Raw genomic sequence first — 23,391 nt, forward strand, 5'->3', positions numbered from 1 at the left:
TCCCGGTAACTCATCGAGTTACCGGGATTTTTGCTTTGTTCTGGCTAATTTTATAGCTGGTCATTGGGCATTAAATGAAACACGTTTCAGGAAAGATCTCGTCAAATGGAAATCACTGTAAACTTTTTGGATAACCTGCGGCTTGAAGCTAAGTTTGATGATTTTTCGGTAATAACAGACCAACCAATTCGTTACAAAGGCGACGGCACGGCGCCAAGCCCATTTGACTATTTTTTGGCGTCTTCTGCGTTGTGTGCCGCATATTTTGTAAAACTGTATTGTGTCTCACGGGATATCCCCACGGATGACATCAGGGTCTCACAAAATAATATTATTGACCCGGAAAACAGGTACGACCAGACGTTTCAAATTCAGGTTGAATTACCGGATGGGATCTCTGAACGTGATCGGGAAGGCATTTTAAGGTCGGCAGATCGCTGCACAGTGAAAAAAGTTATCCAGCAAGGACCTACGTTCAAAATTGACCCGGTAAAAAATCTCGACGATGCATCGTTGTTGCAAAGTTATGAGAGCGATGGGAATACCACTATTCTGGGTAAAGATCTTCCTTTGGAACAGACAATAGCCAATATGACGGCTATTCTATCTGATATAGGGATTAAAATTGAAGCAGCATCATGGCGTAATATTGTACCCAATGTCTGGTCGCTTCATATCCGTGAAGCAGCATCGCCAATGTGTTACACCAACGGGAAAGGCGCGTCGAAAGAAAGTGCCCTTTGTTCTGCATTGGGGGAGTATATTGAGCGGATTAGCTGTAATTTCTTTTATAATGATTATTATTTTGGTGAAGAAATCGCTCATAGTGATTTTGTCCACTATCCCAACGAAAAATGGTTTAAGGCGGGACCTGATGATGCCTTGCCCGAAGGGTTATTGGATGAACACTGTTTGAACCTTTACAATCCTGAGGATGATCTTAGAGCATCACACTTGATCGATACAAATTCAGGGCTTGTTGAACGGGGTATCTGTGCACTGCCATTTACACGTAGTTCTGATCAAAAAACGGTTTATTTCCCTTCTAATTTGATCGAAAACTTGTTTGTTAGCAATGGTATGAGTGCGGGAAATACCTTGTATGAGGCGCAGGTTCAATGTCTTTCCGAAATATTTGAACGTGCCGTTAAGCGAGAAATTATTGAAGAAGAGATTGTCCTGCCGGATGTTCCTAAGAAAGTTTTGGAGAAATACCCGCATATATTGGTTGGTATTCAGGAACTGGAAGATAAAGGTTTTCCCATTTTGGTTAAGGATGCATCTCTGGGGGGGCAGTTTCCGGTTATGTGCGTAACCTTGATGAACCCAAAAACAGGGGGCGTTTTTGCTTCTTTTGGGGCACATCCAAGTTTTGAAGTTGCCCTTGAGCGCTCGCTTACTGAACTGATGCAAGGAAGAAGCTTTGAAGGTTTGAATGACGTTCCGATTCCGACATTCAGTAGCCATGCCGTAAAAGAGCCTGGGAATTTTGTCGAGCATTTTATTGACTCTACTGGTGTTATATCGTGGAAATTCTTTAGCTCCAAGCAAGACTATGAATTCTGTGAGTGGGACTTTAGTGGAACAACAGCAGAAGAAAACGATTGTCTTATGAACATCCTCAAGGATCTGGGGAAAGAAGTATATATTGCGACCTATGATGATTTTGGCGCTACTGCGTGCAGAATATTGGTGCCCGGCTATTCAGAAGTATATCCGGCCGAAGATCTAATTTGGGATAATACCAACAAGGCATTGATATTCAGGGAAGATATTTTAAATATTCATTCGTTGTCCGATAGTAAACTCGAAGATTTACTCGAACGTTTGGAAGAGTCAGAACTGGACCCCTATACAATAATATCAGGTTTGATCGGTATCGAGTTTGATGAAAATACTGTTTGGGGCAAGCTGGATATTCGCGAACTGAAAATATTGATATATCTTGCTTTGAAGGAATTTGAAGAGGCAAAAGACGGTATTGGTGATTTTCTTAATTTTAATGAAAACACAGTTGAACGGGTTTTATTCTACCGGGCTATGGATGCCGTTCTGGATATCACACTTGATGATGACCTGAGTATTGATGACTTTCTGCCAAATCTTACCAGAATGTATGGTGCTGAAGTTATGGATGCTGCGGTGGGCTCTGTAACCGGGGATGTGAAGTTCTATGGCTTAACAAAGACAAGCATGAAGCTTGAAGGACTGGATAAACATCTTCGTTTAATCGAAAGTTATAAAAAACTGCATAAGGCACGACAGTTGTCGCATTAAGCTATTGAAAGGGAAGGGGAACAAGTGGCTTCTTCCCTTATGAGGTGCTGTTAACCATCGTGCCTGTTACTTGTTTTTTTTTCGGGCCTATCAATTCAACTTAAATCTAGTTGGAAAGGGCCAGTGTGATATTATGTGCCGTTTGACAGACAATAGGAGCTAATTTTTCCTCAACACTTTCCATTGTCCATGCCGGGCGCGTAACGCAGATATTTACAGAACCAATTCCCTTGTGGTCAGGCCCGAGAATGGGTGCAGCAATAGTAAGTTCGCCGACAATACACTCCTGGTTTGCCATCGCATATCCCTTGTTAAGGACATCATCGATTTTACCGAGAATTTCTTGCCGATCTGTAATTGTATGACGCGTAATTGGCGTTAGGTCCGAATCATCAAGCAGATCGTTGATTTCATTTTGTGACAGTGTCGATAGATAGGCGCGACCACTGGAGGTACAGAACATTGGCGCACGCCCCCCTACAATAGGGTGTGCTATGTGAGAATTTGTACTGGCCAAGCGGGCAATATAAATTACATCCTGATCCATTGGTATGCCAAGGTTTACAGCTTCTCCACTATTTTCACGTGCTTGTAAAAGATAAGGTGCCGCAATGGAACTGATGGGGTTTGAAGCCAAGTAAGAGTGGGAAAGACCTAATAATCTTGCCGAGGGCCGCATGCGGCGACTACTTTCATCTCTTTCCAGAAAACCAAGTTCAACAAGGGTATAGCAAAAACGCTGTGCAGCCGATTTACCGATGCCTGTAATTTCTGAAATCTCCTTGAGGCTTAATGACTTGCGATGCTGACTAAAAGCCTGAAGAACGGAAAATGCCTTTTCAACAGAACCAACAAAAAGAGGGTTATCTGTTTTGGGCGTGGCTTTTTGAATTAAAGAGCCTGTTTTTTTTCCGGTGTTTTTTGCCTGTATTAAAGGGCCGCTGATGTTTGTCATTTGTTTTCTTTTTAATTTTTCGTTCTGGTCGCAGATAACCAAAAAAGTGTTTTATGCATTTAGCTATTGTTGTCAGCCCTTTGTACAACAAAAAAACTGAAAAACTTAATAACTTTCTGGTTTCCATTTCATTCTTTTTCAGACCTTGCGACGTGATTTTATTCAATCACGCCATAAAAATCTTTGCAGGAAAGTCATTTCTTGATACATAAGTAGCGGTATGAAGTAAATAGTATTGAAATACAATACTTAAGTTTATCTTTGATGACATGTAAACTTTTGTTTTTCTGGGCAAGAGACTGACAAAAATCTGGGGTGAGCATCTTCATACGTCGGCCTGTCATATTGGCTGTTACGTCATTTGGCAGTTACCGGACCTGAAGAACGAAAACCACGAAAATGTGGATAGATATAGTGGCTAGGGAGAAGTAGCTCATGAGAACAAAATTATTATTATCTGCCGCCCTCAGTGCGATGTTAGTGTTTCCCATTGTTTCCAATGCAAAAACAATCAATGGAGAAAAACTGGCAGAAGAGCAGGTGTTTACCTATCGTTTGCTGGATGACATCAAGTCATTTGATCCTCAAATTAATACGGATATTGAAGGGTCAGGTGTTATTCGTGACCTTTTTGAAGGATTGATGAATGAAGATGCCAAGGGTGGTCTTGTTCCCGGAACAGCTAAAGGTTACAGCGTTAGTGAAGATAAGCTGACCTATACCTTTAATTTGCGGGATGCCAAATGGTCTAACGGTGAGTCTGTGACAGCCCACGATTTCGTCTATGCATGGCGTCGTTTGGTCGACCCAAAGACGGCATCGGAATATGCATGGTATATGGAACTGATGGGGGTAAAGAATGCCACCAAAGTTGTAAAAGGTGAGGTTGCTCCAGATCAACTGGGCGTGCGGGCTGTTGATGACAAAACCTTTGAAGTAACATTGGAAAAAGCAATTCCATATTTTGCTTCCATGACAGTACACTCATCAACTTTCCCTGTGTTGAAATCAGTTGTTGAAAAACACGGTGCAGGTTGGACCAAGCCAGAAAACATTGTTGGCAATGGTGCTTATATTCTAAGTGAATATCGTTCCGGTGAGAAAGTTGTTCGTGAGCGTAATGTAAACTATTGGAACAACGAAAATACGATTATTGACAAGACCGTGGCTCTGGTCATCAACGATGAAAACCAGGCTTTGACCCGTTATCTGGCAGGTGAAGTGGATAAAACGAATATCCCATCCGGTCAGTATCCTCGTCTTTCAAAGGAATATCCCGGTCAAGCTGTATCCAACCCTTATTCCTGCTCTTATATCTATTGGTTTAATGTTGGAGAAAAGGGGCCGGAATCTCTTAAAGATGTGCGTGTTCGCAAGGCCTTGTCCTATGCGATCAACCGTGAGGTGATTACAGACCGTATTTTGCAAGGGGGACAGTATCAGTCCTATAATTTTGCACATCAGAAAACAGCCGGCTTTGAGTTGCCTGAAATTGACTATGCTGGCTGGACGCAAAAAGAACGTGACGACAAAGCCAAAGCCCTACTTGCCGAAGCTGGGTATGGGCCAGATAACCCATTGAAGCTGACATTGAACTATAATACATCCGAAACCCATAAAAAGATTGCTATTGGTGTATCACAGTTCTGGAAAAAGACACTTGGGGTTGACCTGACCCTGTCCAATAGTGAATGGAAAATTCACACAACAAAACAACAGGCTGGTGAGTTCGAGGTTAGCCGCTATGCATGGTGTGGCGACTATAACGAAGCTTCTACTTATCTTGATTTATTGACGTCCTATTCGGGGCATAATGTTTCTGGATATTCCAACCCGGAATATGATGAAATCATGGCAGAATCAAAGACCATGGAGAACCCGAACCCGAACTATGCCAAAGCTGAAAAGATTTTGGCCCGGGATATGCCTTTTGCGCCAATTTATCAGTACACAGGCGCGATTATGCTACAACCAACACTACGCGGTTGGCCTGTCGATAACCTGATGCAGAGATTCTATTCTCGTGATCTCTATATTGTCGAGAAGTAATGAAATCGGGGTTCCTCATTTGGGGAACCCCTTTGTTACACCTGTCTCTGGTAACTTTTTATAATGTTGAATTTAATTCTCAAAAGACTGGCACTTGCGGTTCCAACGATCTTGATCCTGATCGTTTGTTCTTTTTTGCTGATGCACGCGGCCCCCGGTGGCCCTTTTACAGCCGAGCGGGCATTAACCCCCGAAATACTGGCAAACCTGGAAGCAAAGTATGGTTTGGACCAGCCGATCTACAAGCAGATCCTTATCTATATCAGAAATATTGTGTTTGATTTCGATTTTGGACCATCCTTTATTTACAAGGATCGTACCGTCAATGAGGTTTTAGCACAGGGGTTCCCGATTACCTTAACTTATGGATCAATTGCTTTTTTCTTTGCCGTGACAATTGGCGTTTCCCTTGGGGTTACTGCTGCGATTTATCAAAATTCTCTATTGGATTATTTTGCGGTTGGTATCACAATCGGGGCACAGGTTTTGCCTAACTTTGTTATGGCGCCTATCCTTGTTTTGGTCTTTACACTTCTACTTGGGTGGCTACCCGGTGGTGGGTGGGATTATAGTGATCCTTCTTATTTGATCATGCCAGTGATAGCATTGGCGACAAGCTTTATGGCATCCATTGCCCGTATTACGCGCTCTTCCATGTTAGAGGTCATGAATGCCAATCATATTCGTACGGCGCGTTCCAAGGGGCTTCCCACCTATCACATAGTACTGCGGCATGCATTAAAACCGGCAATGCTTCCTGTTATTTCCTATCTGGGGCCGACCTTTGTCACCATGATCACAGGGTCTGTTGTTGTTGATATGTTTTTCTCTACAGGTGGAATGGGGTTGTTCTTTGTGAATGCGGCTTTGAATAGGGATTATTCCGTGATGATGGGGATCACTATTCTCGTCGGTATTCTAACCATTTTCTTTAACTTGGTGGTCGACCTGCTGTACGCATGGATTGATCCAAAGATCAGGTTTTAGTGTGATGTTGATCAAAAAAGAAAAAATGGAGATGTTGGCAGAAACCCTCTCTGAGCAAGATGTGAAGGGGCGATCTCTTTGGGCTGATGCACGTAAACGGTTTTTCCAGAACAAAGCTGCCGTTACCGGAATGATTACACTTGTTTTGGTGTTTCTTTTTGCTTTTCTCGGTACTTATTTTGCTAAATATACAAACGATGAAATTGATTTCATGGTTATTGGCCAAGTGCTTGAACTGGGAAGTCCATCAATTGAAACTGGTCATTATTTCGGTACAGACGATCTAGGGCGTGACCTTTTTGCCCGGGTTGTGCAGGGAACACAGATTTCATTGATGGTTGGGATTGTCGGGGCTGCAATCGCTGTTATTGCAGGAACGCTTTATGGTGCCACTGCTGGTTATGTTGGCGGGCGGGTCGATAATATCATGATGCGGATTGTCGATATCCTTATGGCCGTGCCCTATATGTTTGTCATTATCCTGTTATTGGTGATATTTGGCCGCTCAATTTCGATGCTTTTTGTGGGAATTGGTCTTTTATCATGGTTGGAAATGTCTCGTATCGTCCGGGGCCAAACCCTGTCGATTAAAAACAAGGAATTTATCGAGGCAGCGCAGGCAACGGGTGTTCCGGGTTTCCTGATTATTATTCGACATATTGTGCCAAATCTTATGGGTGTGGTCGCTGTCTATGCAACGCTTCTCGTGCCATTGATGATTCTGACAGAAAGTTTTATCTCATTTCTTGGGTTAGGTGTTCAGGAACCGGATACATCGTGGGGGGCTTTGATTTTTGAAGGGGCTGGAACCATGCAGTACGGTACTCTTTGGCAGCTTGTTTTTCCCTTGTTCTTCTTCGTTATAACGCTTTTTGCCTTTTTCTTTGTTGGGGATGGTTTGCGCGATGCTCTGGATCCAAAGGATAGATAAATGTCATTGTTAGAAGTTGAAAATCTATCCGTTAAGTTCAAAACAAATGACGGTATTGTCAGTGCCGTTAATGATGTCAGCTTTTCTATGGATGCGGGAAAAACACTGGCCATCGTTGGTGAAAGCGGGTCTGGGAAAAGCCAAACGGCCTTTTCTATATTGGGGTTGCTTGCCCCAAATGGGCTGTCGACCGGATCAGTAAAATTCGATGGTCAGGAAATCCTCAATGCGCCCCTTAAGGAATTGAATAAGGTTCGCGCAGAAGAGATCGCGATTGTCTTTCAGGATCCGATGACATCTTTGAACCCCTATATGCGGGTGTCTGAACAAATGGCAGAAGTTCTGATACATCATCAGGGGATATCAAAGGCCGAGGCGTTTAATCAGTCCGTTGCCATGCTGGATGCTGTGAAAATTCCAGATGCAAAACGACGGGCCAGACTATATCCGCACGAATTTTCCGGGGGAATGCGACAAAGAGTTATGATTGCCATGTCTCTTTTGTGTCGCCCAAAGCTTTTGATTGCCGATGAACCTACGACAGCATTGGATGTGACTGTACAAGCCCAGATTATGGATCTTTTTTCTGATATTCAAAAAGAGTTCGGAATGGGGGTGATCCTTATCACACATGATCTGGGTGTGGTTGCCGGTTTTTGCGAAGATGTGCTTGTTCTTTATGGGGGGCGAGTGATGGAACAGGGGCCTGTTGATCCGGTATTTGAGAACCCATCACATCCCTATACGCAGGGGTTGTTAAGGGCAATTCCAAGAATTGATCAAAAAAGTGATGTCCTGGATACCATACCTGGTACCCCACCCAATATGTTGTTGCCACCAAAGGGATGTCCTTTTGTTGCTCGATGTAAACATGCTGATGATATCTGTGGGGATCAATTGCCAGATTTGTGTGAACTAACGGCGGGCCGACTAAGGGCGTGTCATCAACCGATGGAGAAGTTGGTATGACGGCACCATTGTTGAAAGTCGAAGATCTACGGGTAACCTTCAGGCTAAAATCTGAAGGTGACATGCCATGGACCAAACCAAAACGACTTCATGCTGTTGGGGGAGTGAACTTTGAACTTAAGCAAGGCGAAACGCTGGGCATAGTTGGTGAGTCCGGATGCGGCAAGTCAACTTTGGCTCGCGCTTTAATTCGCATGGTACAGGCACAAGGCAGTGTCGTGTGGATGGGACAAGAAGAGCTTCTTGGCTTAAGCAAACGCCAGATGATGAAGTACCGTTCTGAAATTCAGATGGTTTTCCAAGACCCTTTAGCTTCTCTTAACCCCCGTAAAACAGTTGGGGAGATTATTGCTGAACCTTTAAGGACACATAATCCTTCTTTGTCAAAGAAAGAGATCGTAGCTGAAGTTAAGGCGATGATGGAAAAGGTTAGCCTGTTACCTAATCAGATTAATCGTTATCCGCATGAATTTTCTGGGGGGCAGTGTCAAAGAATTGGGATTGCGCGAGCCCTTATTGTCAGGCCCAAGATGATTATCTGTGATGAACCTGTATCCGCATTGGATGTTTCCATTCAGGCGCAGGTCATTAACCTTTTGATGGATTTGCAAAAAGAAATGGGGCTGTCTCTGGTTTTTATTGCGCATGATCTAAGCGTGGTAAAGCATATCTCGAACAGAGTGATGGTGCTTTACCTTGGCAAAGTAATGGAAATTGCTGACAGGGATGATTTGTATGACAACCCCAGACATCCTTACACACAGGCATTGATTTCTGCGGTTCCTATTCCTGAGCCTAAAATAGAACGTAATAAAGAAACGATTTTGCTGGAAGGGGATTTACCTAGTCCGCTGGCACCGCCCTCTGGCTGTGTTTTTAGAACCCGCTGTCCAAAGGCCACTGACCTTTGTGCACAAGAAATTCCGTCTTTAGAACAGGGCACTGAAGGGAGTTCTCATAAGGTTGCGTGCCATTTCAGTGATTAGAATGTCTGTTTATTGGTAACAGACAGCTTTGTTTCTAAATCTCTGGTGGCCAGTAATTATTCCGGTCACCAGAGACATCAGAAGAAGATTTGGTTGTAAAAGATCGTTTAGGAAGTTGTTAGTTTTCGAATAATCTGTTCGTGTGTACCCAGCATATTCTGTAAATCCAAAGCAAGTTGATTGTCTTTAATTCTTGGCAATACATCTTGAAGCATGCGTATGCTTTGATGGTGAATGCTTTTCAGTTTTACGAGGTTTTGATCAGAACTTTGGGGAGAATCTATCCTGGCAACGTGGGCTTTTTTCTTTTCTTTGACAGAATGTTCTGCAGAGTTTGAAACATTGGTAAATTGGGCGATATGCTTTGATAACATGTGGTGGATTTTGTCTTTCATCTCTGAAATTTGTATTAAAGAGTGATTTGATATGGGGGCATCAGATTGTTTGGTAATGTGTGAAATAATTTTTATACCCTCTAATTCTCGTGCTAAAAAATCATTTAACAGGTCAATTACCTCTGGTCGGCTTTTGTAACCCAAATAGATCGGATCAACCTCGTGCATAAAACAGGGCGGGGATGCGTAGCTTTCAATATTCGCTGAATCTGTTGTTATTTGTTGCCCACGGTTGCGAAAAATGGAACAGCCTGCTTCAGTGACAATTGCATCCAGAGGAATATCATGTGGTTGAGGGTAGATTGTTTCCAGATGTCCAGAGGAATATCCAACTCCTATAGTCAAGGGGCGTGTATCTAGGGAAGCCAGGGTGCGATCAAAATAACCGCCGCCATAACCAAGGCGATAACCTTCGTCATCGAACCCAACCAATGGAACCAGTGCAATTGTTGGGGTAACGGGGATACGTTCTTCGGGCATGGGTATATCCCAAATACCGCGCACCATTTTCATTCCAGGATGCCATGCCCAAAATTCTAATGGTTTGTTTTTTTCAACAACAACAGGTAGAGCGGCGGTCGCGCCATGTTTGAGAGCTTCTCGAACTAAATCCAGAAAGTTGATTTCACCCTCAAAGGGCCAGCAAAAACAAATACAGGCTTCTTTTAATAAGTCCGGATTTTGTAATTCCTTGAAATTGTGCTGAAGGAGGTCACTAACAGTTTTTCTTGTGTTGGCTCTTTGTTCAACTGTTAGCTCCTTGCGTTTTGATCGTAACTCTATACGTGTTGATTTTCGCCAGCTTTGAATGGTTTTCCAATCATTTTTCATCATGCGGCTTTCCTCTGGTACAGAAAATTTCCGAATTTAAGGGCAGTTTTATTTTTACACAGGTTCCAGACCCATTGTACCCCGGATCTATTATATCCAGAGATTAATCACATGTTTTACTGAAAGAACGGTTTTACAGATCAATCTGCGACCTAACAGAATATTTTAACTATTTTTAGGTAGCGTATTATGACCTGATACGGTGAAAAAGTAAGCAAAACGAGATCCCTTTAAAAGGCGATGGGGGAATGCCCTTTTGTTTTAAATGATTTCACCTATATTATTTATAACATTTTTTTGTGTTTGGTTTTGTCTATGGATCATTCATCAATGACATCAGGTAATTCAAAAGCGTTTATTGTAACTTCTGTTGATAGTCTCTATCGGTCCGAGAGCTTTAGACAAGGGTATGATGACTATCGGCGTGGTTTGCCTTTTCACTATCCAAAGAAAGGGAAAGGGCCTAACCCGGGGCAAAAAAGTTCCGAGCAAGCCTATGAAACTGGGCGGCAGTTTGCAGCTTGGTTGGGGAAGAGCTTTTATCAATCAAACTTGATCTGTTTAAGAACAAAGTTTTCAGAAGCCATCAAGTCAAATATTATTATATTATAATAGGATATATGTTGTTTTTTTGTGTTTTAGGTGAGGAGTGATTTTGTTGAACTTATCCTCAATCCTTTAAGTTGAAAACGACGGGAATACGACGGGTCATCCGTTCTTTTGTTATGCTTGAGGGAAACTTTGGAAAAGGAGCTGACTTTTCAATCATTTTGATCGCAGCTTGGTCCAAAAGGGCAAATCCGGAACTTTCCAGTACTTGATAGCTTTCAACTTTTCCTGATGCTAACAATGTTAGTTCAATGAAAGTTACCCCTTGCATTTGTCGACGCTTTGCTTTGCGTGGATAGCGTTTATTACGTGCCAGTCGAATTTGTACCGCTTTCCAATAGTCTCCTGTGGCCTTCTGTCCAGCCCCACTATTACGGTTCTCTTGGCTGCTGCTGCCTGTGTTAGAACTTTTCGTCGAATTAACCCCTTTTTGCCCCGATGATCGTTGATTGTCATTTGTGATTCCAGCGTTTGTGGCTTCGACAATCTCTTGATGATTTCCTGTGTCGGCCTGTTCAATGGGCTGTGGTATTGCTGATTTTTCAGTGACAGTTTTTTTCTCGACCTTTTTAAGGACCGGGGTTGGTTTTTGTTTGGGGGGTGGTGCTGCCTCTGCCGCTTTATAGACCGGCGGCTCTGGCTTGGGCTTTGGTTTTTGAACCTTTGCCACAAGTGGATTGGCCTCTGTCTTGGGTGCAGGATCCAAAGCTGTTTTTGCGACGTCAGTTGCTTCGGGTATCTGCTCTGGTAATGTTTGTGGTTCTGGTACTGTGTTTGATTCCACTTCCTTTGGTTCTTCTGGGATTTCTTCTACTTTTTCTGGTTCACTTTGCTGCTTACTTTCGATTGGTAATGTTTCTTCGGGCAAAGGAACAATCGTGTCTGTTTGCGGTTCAGGGGTATATTCCTGCTCTACAATCTCTGTTTCTGGAAGAAGATCAGATGAAGAGGGATCAAGCACTTGTTTTTCGACGGGTTGCGTTGTTTCCGGGGTTGTTTGTGCCTCTTGCTGACTGGTTGCTTCCGGGGCATCTTCCGAGATGGTTTCCCCAAAAGCAGCAGCTTCAGCACCGGGGGCAGAAGACAAAGACACAACAATGCTCCCTCCGGCATTGCCATCTTCGAAACCTGCGTGTTGAGTGTGATTTAATATTAAGCCCGTAACGATCAGACCGCATAACAGAAACAGGCCAACGGTGGTTAGAAGCTTTTCAAACAAGCCATTACGTATGGTGAGCTCCACGGTCATACCTTTTTAGCGCACGGTTGCCAGGGCAACCTGTTCAATTTTCATTTCTTTCAGCAAGGAAAGTATTTTGATGACATCCGTTGTATTTGTAGATTGATCAGAACGAATGGTTATCGGGCGCAAACGAAGGACGATCGGTGGTGTCGCTTGGTCATCAATGTTGTTAAACTTTTGTTCAATGGCTGTTTGCAATTGCCCGAATTCAATCTCTTGATCATCCACCATAATACGCCCGAGAGCAGAGAGATGAATGATTAGTGGTTTTTCTTGTTGTGGAATATCAGCTTTCGCCTGTAATGGATTGATATTAAAGGGTAGTGTTTTTTGTAATGAGCCAGCTATCATGAAAAATATAAGCAGTAAAAACACAACATTGATCATTGGTAATGTGCTTTCCGTTAATTCGGAAGAGCTATCGTCTCGTGTGATTTTCATGATTTTGATTGTTCTATCAAGGTTAGGTCCACCAGGCCGAAAGCCTTAAGGTCCTGTAGGAAGTTTAGGGTGTTCTGCATTTTCACCCCATCGTCCACAGAGATGAGTACCTTGATTGCCGGTAGGGCAGAGGTTTGCGTTTTGATGAACTGTTCCAAGTCATTCCGGCTGATTGTTTCTGTACCCAGTTTTATTGTGTCATTACGTAAAAGAGCCAGTCGTATTGTTTCTTTTTTTGGGGGAACAACAGAAGCCGTACTTGTCTTGTGTTCTTGTCCTTGAATACGTAGCTCACGCCAATCAAGAAAGCTGGATGCGAGCATAAAGAAGATCAGCAGGATAAAGACGACATCAATCAATGGCGTCAAACTTATGACAGGCAGTTTATCTGTGTTATCACCACTCAGGCGCATCGTATTTATTCGGCAGCAAGGTTAACGGTATTGTTAACGGTGTTTGTTTTTAGGTTACGGAGGTGTAATCCGGTCATAACGGCTGTGCCTGTTTCTTCCAGCCTGCGTGTTGTTTTTTGGATAACACTGTTGAGCCAGATTTGTGCCGCAGTTGTTGGAATAGCAACGACCAGACCAATAGCTGTGGTCAAGAGAGCTAACCAGATGCCTCCGGATAGTATAGCGGGATCAACTTGATTACCCGCGGCTTCCATCTGTCGGAAAGCATCGATCATTCCCAGTACTGTTCCCAATAACCCCATTAGCGGACTTAGTGCGGCAACAGCACCGATAAAACGGATACCGGATTTAAGACGTTCCAGAACACCTAGCGAGAGCTGTTCCATCTCTGTTTCAAGGGTCTTGTCATCCAGACCTTCGGTTTGGGCACGTTTTACACCCAGTGTCACCAGTTGAACAGCAGGGTGGTGCAAGTTTTCCAGTGTATGGACGGCTTGAGTGATTTCGCCTTGTCTAAGATGAGCTCGTGCTTGTTTCAGTGCTTTTGTCTGCCAAAGCCCCGAGCGCCAGAACACGATAACCTTATAGAAAGTTACTACCAGAGCAGAAAGCGCCATACAGGCAAGAACCCAACCCACAGCACCAGCTGCATCAATTACTTCGATTAAAGACCACAGGGCCTCTGTTTCAGTATTTTGCAACATAACTTTCACTCGGTTTTTGGTTCAAAGAAACTCTTACGAATCTAAATAATAGTGATACTCATTATCATATAAACTTATTAAAGCAATAGAATTTCTTGTTTTTAGGGCGTTATCTTTAATTAATTTATACTTCTGTATAATGGTGTGTTCCGCACATCATATTGAAATTATTGTTCTAAATGTGGTGTATGGTCACAGTAGAACGTAATGCCATGTTAAATTCCCCAAGTTCAGTTTTAAAAATAACAACCTGTGGGTGTTTGACATTGATATGATTTTTTTTGTAATTGAAAGTCATTCTCAATTAATGTGCCTCTTCGCTTCAGGTTAAGTTTATGAATTCTATAACCGGCAAACATGACCTGTTGCAGCTTTTTATGCTTCATCGTAACGACCTGGTTGGGTACGCGAATTCTATTATTGGTGAACGACATGCTGCAGAAGACGTTGTACAGGATGCTTATTTTCGTGTGATCGGTGTTGAAAAAAGAAAGCAGGATCGTCTAGTACTGGAAGAGCCTGTCGGGTACCTCTATCAAATTATCCGAAATTTATGTTTGGATAGTCTGCGGAAGAAAACCAGAGAAAATTCATATATTCGGAAGGAAGATTTATCAGCACTTACAGCTGATACAGGGCAAATCTCACCCGAACAACACGCAGGCGCTCGTCAAGAGCTGATTGTGCTGCGTATGGCATTGAATGAGCTTCCTGAAAAAACGCGCCAGGCTTTCGAACTTCATCGTTTTTCCGGCTTAAAGCTGGCTGATATCGCTCGTCAACTGGATGTATCTTTGGGGACAGCACATTCCATGGTCGCAAGCGCATTAGAACATTGCAAAGAAAGCTTAAAAAAGAAAACTGAATAAGGAAGCCTAAAAGAAAATTTGAAAAAAACAATGTATTGTTACGTTGTATCTATAAGGCGGACACCGCCATAACAAGCCAAGAGAGAGCATGACTGACGAACTACTGATCCCCACGAAAGCCAGCGAGTGGATTGTATTATTGCATGATGATCCAGATAACCTGTCTTTGCAGCGGGATTTTCTGTCGTGGCTTGAAAGTGATGTCAAGCATAGAGAAGATTGGCAAAATGTCTCTCAAACGTGGCGTTTGTTGGGAGAGGTCGGACCTTTGGAAGGACAGAGTTTGCCTTTGTCCAGTGCCTTTCCCAAGTCTTTTGACGAAGATAAATCCAAAAGCAAAAAACGCGGCTTGGACAGAACGCTTTCCTCTTTTTCGTCTGGAAAATCATCATTTCTTCCTAAATCCAGTTTTACCCAGAGAGCAAGCCGTATTACCGGGCTCTTGGTTCTGTTGTTGGTTATTGGTTTTTCACTGCCACAATTTTCGACTCGAGTTAAATATCTGGGCGCTGATTTTGTAAATAGTAAGGCCAGGGCCGCGGTTATTGATCTGGCAGATGGCAGTCAGGTCACGCTGGCACCGGAAACGGCAATTGATGTGCAACTTTCCCAAAAAGAAAGGAGAGTTACAATTTTATCCGGGGTTGCTTTTTTTGATGTTCATAAAGACAAGACCCGTCCCTTTATTGTCGTAAAAAACGACATACAGACAACTGTCTTAGGCACGGCATTTCTTGTTGATGAGCAACAAGATAGGGTGAGTGTTGCCGTCACAGAAGGGGTGGTTCGGGTTAATCGCCTAAAGCAAGATGGTGTTTCTCTTCAGCTAAGACCCGGCGAGGGCGTCGATTTTTTTAATGCACGTGATTATAAACTTTCTAATCGGCCTGTCGATGATATTGCATCGTGGCGCATGGGATATCTAAAAGTCCGGGATCAGTCACTTGGTTCTGTTGTGGGGCAGATAGATCGCTTTTTTAATGGGCACATATTTATTCCGGATACGGATGTTCGCAAGAAACGTTTGACGGGTGTTTTTAAACTGGAACAACCACATAAAAGCCTTCGCGGTATTGCTAGTATACATGGGCTTGAAGTCACTGAAATCTCGCCCTGGATAATTATTTTATCAAAAAAATAAAAAAATTTGAAAAACGAGCGTGCTCTGTCGTTGTTGGGTTATAGAGGATGAAAATGCGACTTGTTCGCATTTGGGGTTTCGGCTCAGGCTCTCAACAAAAAAATAGTGGAGACCGCTCAATGAGTGAGGTTCAAAAAATACGTAAGGCTAAAGCCTTGCGCCGTTATGCAATGATGATGACAACTGCATTGGCGACGTCATTGATGACTGTAAGTAGTGGTTTAGCTCAGACAGGCAGTCACGAAACTATAAATCAAACACCTACAGATGAAGTGGCCCAAAATACTTCAGAGGGGCAGCAACAGAAATTGCGTTTTCAGATTGCGCCACAATCTTTAGCAGATGCAGTTTTGCTTTTTGGGCAACAAGCTAATGTTCAAATTCTGGCTGATGGTGCGACATTGGAAAATTTGAGAGCCCAAGGTGTTCATGGTGTTATGTCATTGGAACGCGGACTTACCGTATTGTTAGGCGGTACAGGCTTGAATTATATCATTTCTGATGATGGTACGGTTACTATTGGTCAGTTTGATCCAGAAGCTAATCAGGAAAACAGCAGTCTGGCACCAATTGTGATTGAAGCGGAAAGTGATGATACACTTGTCCAGGATGGTTATGTGCCATTGGTCAGTCAAATCGGGACAAAAAAAGATACACCGTTGATTGAGGTTCCTCAGAACATTTCGGTTGTTACGGAACGACAGTTGGATGACAGAGCACCAAAAACCCTGAACGAGGCACTTGCCTATACGCCGGGTATTGTCACCAGTGCTTTTGGTTTTGATACACGTTATGATTCCTTTACCATTCGTGGTTTTGATGGAGTTTATAACGGCGTTTTCCGCGATGGCTTGCGCCAATTCAGTGGTTCTTCGGCGGTATATCGTGCTGAGCCTTATGGCGTTGAAGGGGTCGAAATCCTTAAGGGACCATCCTCGACACTATACGGGGCAAGTTCATCGGGTGGCTTTGCAAATATTGTGACGAAACGTCCAACAAAAGAACGCCTCAGAGAAGTTGAATTTATTGCCGGTAACAATAAGCGTTTTCAGGGGAATTTTGATTTTTCTGATGCCATCGATGATGAAGAAACCATCAAGTATCGTTTGACGGGGGTCGTTCGCGATAGTGAAACTGATCTGCCAGGGTATAACGATAATCGTACCTATATTGCCCCTGTTATCGAATGGAAGCCAACCGAAGATACCAAGCTGACTGTCCTGACCGAATATATGGACTCTCAAACTGGTGGGACGGCTTTCTTCTACAATGATGCAAATGGAATTACAGATCTATATAGCGGTCATGAAGACTGGAATGATTTTGATCATGAACAGTATCGCCTAGGTTATGAATTTGAGCACCGTTTCAACGATACCTTTACCTTCCGCCAGAATACCCGCTATGCAAATGTTGATATCAACCTGGAATATGCCTATCGACAGGGCGCTGGGGGATCAATTCAGAATGCTGGTCTAGCGGTGGAAGAACAGGAAACATTTGTTATCGATAACCATCTGATAACATCGGTTGATACTGGGCCTGTTAAGCATACATTGGTTACCGGGTTTGATTACGGTACAAACGAGTACGAACAGCGTCAGGGCTTTGGGGCTATTGGTGGCGTAATCACAATGAACCCCGCACTCGATGTGGATCAGGAACAGGATCAAATCGGTATTTATATGCATGATTCACTTGCCTGGCGTAAGTGGCGTCTAAATGCCGGTGTTCGTTATGATTTCCTGGATGCGGAAACCAAAAACAATACTGGCACGATTAAGCAAGACGAAGAAGAAATGTCATGGCAACTCGGTTTGTCATATGTGACAGATTTTGGCTTGGTTCCTTTTGCAAACTATTCAACTTCTTTCACACCTAATGTTGGTAGTCTTGTTGGTGGCGCTCCGGCTGCGCCAACTGTTGGTGAACAGATGGAAGCTGGGGTGAAGTATGAGTTTCTGAATGATAATGCCGTCATTCAAGCGTCGGTCTTTCAGATTGATCAGGAAGATGGTGTTGTTTTTGATTCATCATCCGGATTGAATGTTCAGGTTCAACAGGATATGCGTTCGCGTGGCTTTGAACTGGAAGCTGTGGCAACCTTGACCGAAGGTCTTAGTTTGAATGCAGCCTATGCCTATACTGACGTTGAGATTAAAGATGGACCATCAGGCACAGTTGGCAAGCAGGTTTCTGGCATCCCATTGCACACGTTCTCGTCATACGTTGACTATGAGTTTCAAAACAGCACTTTGCGTGGGCTAGGTATATCGGGTGGCGTGCGCTATTTTGGTGAAAGCGAAGGCAATGATCAAAATACCATTAATAACGATGAACGCTATTTCTTTGATGCGGCGTTACGTTATGACCTTGGTGAAATAAGCAATAAGCTCGAAGGGGCAGAATTCAAGATAAATGCCAATAACCTTTTTGATAAGGATGGGCAGATCTGTGCTTCGGGAAGCTGTTACAAGGACGAGGGGCGGACTGTTCAGGCAAGCCTTCGCTATCGTTTCTGATGTCAATACAACAAACTGTCGTTTCAACAGAAAGACAGCCAGTTCTAACCAGCCGGGAACTATCGTTCTCGGCTGGTTCGGCGTCTATTCTGAAACCTATAAGTCTGGATTTGCAGGCTGGGATCGTTTGTGGGCTTTTAGGGCACAATGGTTCTGGTAAATCAACCTTGGTTAAGCTTTTGGCTCGACAGGTCACCCCGACAACAGGTGATTTACAGTTAGAAGCAAAGGATTTTAGTGACTGGAAGCAAAAGGACTTTGCTTGTCGTGTTGCTTATCTACCGCAACATATGCCCTCTGCCCAGGGATTGTTGGTTGAAGAGCTTGTTTCTCATGGTCGCTATCCGTGGCATGGTGCTTTTCGGCGTTTCACAGATGTTGATCGTCATAAAGTCGACGAAGCTCTGGAATTAACCAACACAGATATTTTACGTCATCGACAGGTTGATAATCTTTCAGGTGGAGAGCGCCAGCGCGTCTGGATCGCGATGTTGATTGCACAAAATGCAAAGTGTCTGTTATTGGACGAACCGATCTCTGCTTTGGATGTCTCTCACCAGGTTGAAACACTGCGTTTGATACGTGACCTCGCACACAAAAAAAATATTTCTGTTCTGATGGTGCTTCATGACATCAACATGGCAGGGCGGTTTTGTGACCGTCTTTTGGCGTTACGCGATGGTGAATTGATTGCTGACGGGACGCCCGAGGAAATTTTGCAACGGGAAATTCTTGCAAAGATTTTTGGTGTAGAAATGGGGGTCTTGCGCCATCCTGACGGCGAAGGGGCAATAACCTATGTTGCGTGATCCCAATAATCTTCATGCAAGGAATGTCCCCGCCAAACATATAGATAGGTCCCTCCAAAACAAAGAGAGATCTCTGGAGAGAAGAAAAATTCTAAAGGCGGGTGTTGCTGCTTCTATGACACCGCTTTTGTCAATGTTTACGTCGGTTCAGACCTCTCAAGCAAATCCATTTCCGCGGCGCATAGTTTGTCTTGATTATGGATCTGCGACAACTTTATTGGCATTAGGATTTCCCCCAGTAGGTGTGGTCGCGGCCCAACACTGGGACTATTGGGTTGGGGAACCCACACTGCCACCTTCGGTCGCAGATATTGGACAAGATCTCGTCATTAATCTAGAGGCAATATCACGATTAAATCCGGACCTTATTCTTATGACACCCTATACGGCCAGTCATAAACCGGTTCTGGAGAAAATTGCACCGATAGAGATCATCCCGCTTTTTGATGGTAAAAAACAACCCTTACAGGCTTCGCGTGAGATAACTGAAAATCTGGGTGTTTTGTTAGGTTTGGAAAAAGAAGCAGAGACATATTTAAAGGCTTTTAATGCCAAACTCGCTAAAGCCAGGGATTTGGTTTCACAAAGGAAGTATCCGTCTCTGACTTTACTTAACTTTATGGATGGGCGCCACGCCCGTGTTTATGGCGCAAATAGCCTGTATCAAAACGTGATGGACGAGGTTGGTTTAACAAACGCCTGGACAGGTGAGACGAACTATTGGGGATTTCAGACCATCGGATTGGAGCGTCTGGCATTAACGGCAACAGAAAATATGCAACTCATTGTCTTTGAGCCATTAATGGATGACATCAAACCTACTCTTGAAAATAGCCCGTTGTGGAAGCGCTTGCCAGCAATACAAAATGATCGCTTTGTTCTAATGCCACCCGTGCTCATGTTTGGCATGTTGCCCTCAGCTGAACGTTTTCTTTCTCTCGTACTGGCACATTTGGAAAGCCGTTATTCATGAGTGAAACGCCACGCAATTATAGCCCGGCTCTGTTTTGTATAATTTTAGGGGTCGCACTTTTCTTATCCTGGATACTGATGGGGCAGGATGTCCGGAACATTATTGATCACGGAATAGATAGAGATCAATACGATGTTCAACAGATGTTGTTTCTATTTTCTGGTTTGCCCCGATTGAGCATTGCGATCCTTTGCGGTCTGGCGTTGGGTTTTTCTGGGGCAATATTGCAATTGGCTCTGCGTAATCCCTTGGCATCACCGACAACAATGGGGGTATCTGCCGGGGCTTATCTGGCACTGGTTATTGCCGGACTATTCTTCCCGGCAACACTGGTTTATGGTCGTGAAGTTATCGCCCTCGTCGGGGCTGGTGTTGCGGCTGCGCTCGTTTTTGGGCTTATGGCGCGCCGTGATTTTTCACCCATTTCTCTTGTTCTGACCGGGTTGATTGTAAGCCTGTATTTTGGGGCACTCGCGTCTTTACTTGTTTTGTTGAATGATCGGTACCTCGCGAGCTTGTTTATTTGGGGGGCAGGATCGTTATCACAACAAAGCTGGGATGTTGTAAATTCCCTATGGCCTCAGTTGGCTGTCTTGTTTTGCTTATCCATGATTATGGTTCGCCCTTTTTCCTTATTGGTTCTCGGAGACAGTAGTGCATCTTCATTAGGTGTCTCACCAGGAATGATTAGATTTTTTGCCGTATCAATTGCTATTGCGTTGGCGGCCTTTGTTACCAGTGCTGTGGGTGTCATAGGTTTTATAGGGTTAGTTGCCCCCATGATTGTCAGGCTTTGTGGTGCACGTAAAGTTCTGTCACAGCTGATATGGAGTGCATTGATTGGCGCTGCGTTATTATGGATGACGGATGCGGTAATCCAAATTCTGGCAGGAAGCTTACGCGAATTTGTACCCACTGGCGCAGTTACGGCACTTCTGGGATCGCCGCTTTTATTATTCCTGATCCCGAGAATGAAATTTGAAACTGTGGTGCAAACGGATAGTGCGCCAGTTGTTTGGCGGCAAGTCGCTGGACTAAGGTTATTGATGATTATGTCGTTGATTTCTATCGGTATTGTTATCTTAGCCGTGACTCTCGGACGAGACGCAGATCTTGGATGGGCTTTTGATCTCTCTGGAAACTGGGATCTGGTTTATCAATGGCGTGTCCCACGTGTTATCGCTGCCTTTGGCGCAGGCATAATGCTGGCTTTGGCAGGCATGATACTCCAGCGTTTGACGGGGAACATCATGGCAAGTCCAGAAGTATTGGGAATTAATGCCGGTGCAATGATGGGGATCGGCATATGTATTTATCTTGTTGTTGGCGTTGGCCCGGAAACCATGGCGATTGGTGCTTTGTTGGGGGCAAGTATTGTTCTTGCTGCACTTTTTGCTTTCGGGAAAAAAAGCGGGTTTCAGCCGGAACGTATGATTTTGATTGGTGTCGCTCTTGGTGCTTTAATTGATGCATTGATTGGTGCTTTGGCGGCAACAGGGGATTTACGTTCGGTTCACTTGCTTCGTATTATGGCTGGTTCTACTTATGGGGTGAGCCTGGCATCTGCGTGTGGAGCTTTGTTTTTGGGCTGTGCACTGATGATGCCCCTTTTACTTGGCGCGCGGGCATTAGATGTTCTCAATTTAGGTGAAAAAGTATCTCTAGCCCTAGGGGTGAATGTTCGAAAATCACGCTTTGTTCTTTTTGCCGTCGCATCCTGTTTAACCGCGGGGGCCACGGTTCTGGTCGGGCCACTAAGTTTTGTTGGATTGATGGCCCCACATATCGCCAGATCACTAGGGGTACATCAAGCGCGTTTGCAGATGGTTATATCGGCACTTGCCGGGGGATCTTTGATGGTGGTTGCTGATTGGATCGGCCGTGTCATTGACTATCCTTATGAGATGCCAGCGGGATTGCTTTCGGCACTTGTTGGAACGCCGTTGTTGTTAGTTTTGATGAGCCGTCAAAACACCTTTGCAAAAAGTAGCGGCACATAAACCCAAACCATTTTTAATTTTGTAATCTATGAGTTAAGTCATGTTTCAGTCTTCATTAAGTCTTTCGCTGCCAAATGCAGATCAATACCTGGAAGCACAAGTCCTTCACATCGAACAGCATGAACTAAAAGCAGAAAAACATAGTGACAACAGCTATTCAATTCGCGGGGAATATGGTCTGTTGCGTCTTTCTGCAACCCAAAAAGAAATGAACTTGACCGTAGAGAGTGAAAGAGATGACGGCCTCGATATCATGCGTGATTTTGTGGTCGACTATTTAACAGGCCATATGCCTGATCTTAAATTATCCGATTTGGTCTGGAGCGGACAGAATTTGGACGAGGAGGCTCCGGCCAATTTTCGAACGATGACGGTTCTTAGATGTATCGTTCTGAACGAGGGAACGTTACGTATAACTTTGGCAGGCAAGGATTTGGCTATCTTTGATGAAGGGGGACTTCATTTCAGACTGCTATTGCCTAAATCCAGAAATCGGGAACCAGTTTGGCCAATCCGACTTAAATCAGGAAAAGTACATTTTCCCGACGGTGATGACGAACTTCATAATCGCGTTTACACCGCTCGCTATGTCAGATCAGAACAGGGAGAGTTGGATTTTGATGTGGTACGTCACCAAGGTGGTGTCGCAGCCGATTGGGCTGAAAATGTTTCTGAGGGGGAAGTCATTGGAGTTATGGGACCTGGCGGAGGTGGTTACCTTGATCAAAGCTGGTTGTTAATTGGCGGGGATGAAACGGCTCTACCGGCCATTTCCAGAATTTTGGAAAATAGTTCTCCCAATACTCAGGGTAAGGTTTTTATAGAAACAAGAAAACCGGATTATCAAGTCTCGCTCGTTAGGCCAGAAGGAGTTGATGTTGTCTGGCTATCTGAACACGACAGGCAGTTAATGGACTCAATGACAAATGTCTGTTTGCCAGAGCATAATGATTTTTATGTTTGGTTTGCTGGGGAACAGACCGACGCCAGACAAATGAGGAAAACATTGAAAACGGAATGGAAGTTAAAGCCTGAGCAATATTATTGTGCCGCTTATTGGACCAAGGACAATTAGCCCAATAAGACATCCATTGGGGGAAATGATTTTGGTATAATATTCAGGGGATAATTTTATTCCGGATGTAATTCCTAAGATATATTTTGGGGGAGGGTGTCAAAAATCTTGAATTCTGTGGATACCAGCCTAATGCAGACGCATTGATGAGAGTGATTATTCTCCCCTTTGTAAAAAGTTCTTCTTTGTGTATAATAAATGTTTATGAAAAC

20 protein-coding genes are annotated in these 23,391 nt (G+C 43.9%); 14 read left to right on the forward strand and 6 right to left on the reverse strand.

Features of this window, described 5'->3' with window-relative positions:
• Nucleotides 1–105: 105 nt before the first annotated feature.
• Nucleotides 106–2,277, forward strand: coding sequence for an OsmC domain/YcaO domain-containing protein (locus WH95_RS11035; RefSeq protein WP_046506982.1), 2,172 nt, complete (start codon nucleotides 106–108; stop codon nucleotides 2,275–2,277).
• A 106-nt stretch (nucleotides 2,278–2,383) separates the two neighbouring features.
• Here WH95_RS11035 and WH95_RS11040 read toward each other — a convergent pair whose 3' ends face one another.
• Nucleotides 2,384–3,232 carry an IclR family transcriptional regulator gene (locus WH95_RS11040; RefSeq protein ID WP_052741957.1) on the reverse strand — a complete coding sequence of 283 codons (849 nt, stop codon included), beginning with the start codon at nucleotides 3,230–3,232 and terminating at the stop codon, nucleotides 2,384–2,386.
• 435 nt (nucleotides 3,233–3,667) lie between these two features.
• Here WH95_RS11040 and WH95_RS11045 point away from each other — a divergent pair, with 435 nt between their 5' ends.
• From WH95_RS11045 to WH95_RS11065, 5 genes are all read left to right on the forward strand, one after another.
• Nucleotides 3,668–5,281 (forward strand): peptide ABC transporter substrate-binding protein, encoded by a 1,614-nt coding sequence (locus tag WH95_RS11045; RefSeq protein ID WP_046506984.1) that lies wholly within the window; start codon nucleotides 3,668–3,670, stop codon nucleotides 5,279–5,281.
• A 63-nt stretch (nucleotides 5,282–5,344) separates the two neighbouring features.
• Nucleotides 5,345–6,268 (forward strand): oligopeptide ABC transporter permease OppB, encoded by a 924-nt coding sequence (gene oppB, locus WH95_RS11050; protein WP_046506986.1) that lies wholly within the window; start codon nucleotides 5,345–5,347, stop codon nucleotides 6,266–6,268.
• Nucleotides 6,269–6,272: 4 nt separating this feature from the next.
• On the forward strand, nucleotides 6,273–7,199 hold the full coding sequence (locus tag WH95_RS11055) for an ABC transporter permease subunit (protein WP_218044488.1): 927 nt from the start codon (nucleotides 6,273–6,275) through the stop codon (nucleotides 7,197–7,199).
• Nucleotides 7,200–8,168, forward strand: a complete 969-nt coding sequence (locus WH95_RS11060) for an oligopeptide/dipeptide ABC transporter ATP-binding protein (RefSeq protein ID WP_046506989.1) — start codon at nucleotides 7,200–7,202, stop codon at nucleotides 8,166–8,168. It begins immediately after the preceding gene.
• Complete coding sequence (locus WH95_RS11065) at nucleotides 8,165–9,154, forward strand: oligopeptide/dipeptide ABC transporter ATP-binding protein (RefSeq protein ID WP_046506992.1); 990 nt, start codon at nucleotides 8,165–8,167, stop codon at nucleotides 9,152–9,154. The genes WH95_RS11060 and WH95_RS11065 overlap by 4 nt, the downstream gene beginning before the upstream one ends.
• Nucleotides 9,155–9,261: 107 nt before the next feature.
• On the opposite strand, the gene WH95_RS20605 is transcribed toward WH95_RS11065, so the two are convergent.
• Nucleotides 9,262–10,383 carry a 5-formyltetrahydrofolate cyclo-ligase gene (locus tag WH95_RS20605; protein WP_052741958.1) on the reverse strand — a complete coding sequence of 374 codons (1,122 nt, stop codon included), beginning with the start codon at nucleotides 10,381–10,383 and terminating at the stop codon, nucleotides 9,262–9,264.
• Between the two features lie 312 nt (nucleotides 10,384–10,695).
• Here WH95_RS20605 and WH95_RS11075 point away from each other — a divergent pair, with 312 nt between their 5' ends.
• Nucleotides 10,696–10,992 (forward strand): hypothetical protein, encoded by a 297-nt coding sequence (locus WH95_RS11075; RefSeq protein WP_157845940.1) that lies wholly within the window; start codon nucleotides 10,696–10,698, stop codon nucleotides 10,990–10,992.
• Nucleotides 10,993–11,050: 58 nt separating this feature from the next.
• Here the strand turns inward: WH95_RS11075 and WH95_RS11080 are convergent, their stop codons facing one another.
• From WH95_RS11080 to WH95_RS11095, 4 genes are read right to left on the reverse strand one after another with little or no spacing between them, the layout of a single operon-like run.
• Complete coding sequence (locus WH95_RS11080; protein ID WP_157845941.1) at nucleotides 11,051–12,232, reverse strand: TonB family protein; 1,182 nt, start codon at nucleotides 12,230–12,232, stop codon at nucleotides 11,051–11,053.
• A 12-nt stretch (nucleotides 12,233–12,244) separates the two neighbouring features.
• Entirely contained in the window at nucleotides 12,245–12,673 is a 429-nt protein-coding gene (locus WH95_RS11085; protein ID WP_046506997.1) for an ExbD/TolR family protein, read from the reverse strand.
• Nucleotides 12,670–13,086, reverse strand: coding sequence for an ExbD/TolR family protein (locus WH95_RS11090; RefSeq protein ID WP_046507001.1), 417 nt, complete (start codon nucleotides 13,084–13,086; stop codon nucleotides 12,670–12,672). The genes WH95_RS11085 and WH95_RS11090 overlap by 4 nt, the downstream gene beginning before the upstream one ends.
• Nucleotides 13,087–13,091: 5 nt before the next feature.
• Nucleotides 13,092–13,790, reverse strand: a complete 699-nt coding sequence (locus WH95_RS11095) for a MotA/TolQ/ExbB proton channel family protein (protein WP_046507004.1) — start codon at nucleotides 13,788–13,790, stop codon at nucleotides 13,092–13,094.
• Nucleotides 13,791–14,125: 335 nt separating this feature from the next.
• On the opposite strand from WH95_RS11095, the gene WH95_RS11100 reads away from it, so the two are divergent.
• The 7 genes from WH95_RS11100 to WH95_RS11130 all read left to right on the forward strand — a co-directional run bounded on the left by WH95_RS11100 (nucleotide 14,126) and on the right by WH95_RS11130 (nucleotide 23,179).
• Nucleotides 14,126–14,659: a sigma-70 family RNA polymerase sigma factor gene (locus WH95_RS11100; RefSeq protein ID WP_046507005.1), complete on the forward strand. Its 534-nt coding sequence runs from the start codon at nucleotides 14,126–14,128 to the stop codon at nucleotides 14,657–14,659.
• Nucleotides 14,660–14,747: 88 nt separating this feature from the next.
• Nucleotides 14,748–15,800 (forward strand): FecR family protein, encoded by a 1,053-nt coding sequence (locus WH95_RS11105; RefSeq protein ID WP_046507007.1) that lies wholly within the window; start codon nucleotides 14,748–14,750, stop codon nucleotides 15,798–15,800.
• A 119-nt stretch (nucleotides 15,801–15,919) separates the two neighbouring features.
• Nucleotides 15,920–18,322, forward strand: a complete 2,403-nt coding sequence (locus WH95_RS11110) for a TonB-dependent siderophore receptor (RefSeq protein ID WP_157845942.1) — start codon at nucleotides 15,920–15,922, stop codon at nucleotides 18,320–18,322.
• Entirely contained in the window at nucleotides 18,322–19,131 is an 810-nt protein-coding gene (locus WH95_RS11115; protein WP_046507010.1) for an ABC transporter ATP-binding protein, read from the forward strand. The genes WH95_RS11110 and WH95_RS11115 overlap by 1 nt, the downstream gene beginning before the upstream one ends.
• Nucleotides 19,121–20,104 (forward strand): ABC transporter substrate-binding protein, encoded by a 984-nt coding sequence (locus WH95_RS11120; protein WP_204247773.1) that lies wholly within the window; start codon nucleotides 19,121–19,123, stop codon nucleotides 20,102–20,104. The genes WH95_RS11115 and WH95_RS11120 overlap by 11 nt, the downstream gene beginning before the upstream one ends.
• Nucleotides 20,101–22,104, forward strand: a complete 2,004-nt coding sequence (fhuB, locus tag WH95_RS11125) for a Fe(3+)-hydroxamate ABC transporter permease FhuB (protein ID WP_046507012.1) — start codon at nucleotides 20,101–20,103, stop codon at nucleotides 22,102–22,104. The genes WH95_RS11120 and fhuB overlap by 4 nt, the downstream gene beginning before the upstream one ends.
• A 40-nt stretch (nucleotides 22,105–22,144) precedes the next feature.
• A complete protein-coding gene (locus WH95_RS11130) occupies nucleotides 22,145–23,179 on the forward strand; it encodes a siderophore-interacting protein (protein WP_052741959.1) in 1,035 nt (344 codons plus the stop codon).
• The last annotated feature ends 212 nt before the right edge of the window (nucleotides 23,180–23,391 follow it).

The organism is Kiloniella litopenaei, assembly GCF_000982415.1.
Classification (GTDB): Bacteria; Pseudomonadota; Alphaproteobacteria; order Kiloniellales; family Kiloniellaceae; genus Kiloniella; species Kiloniella litopenaei.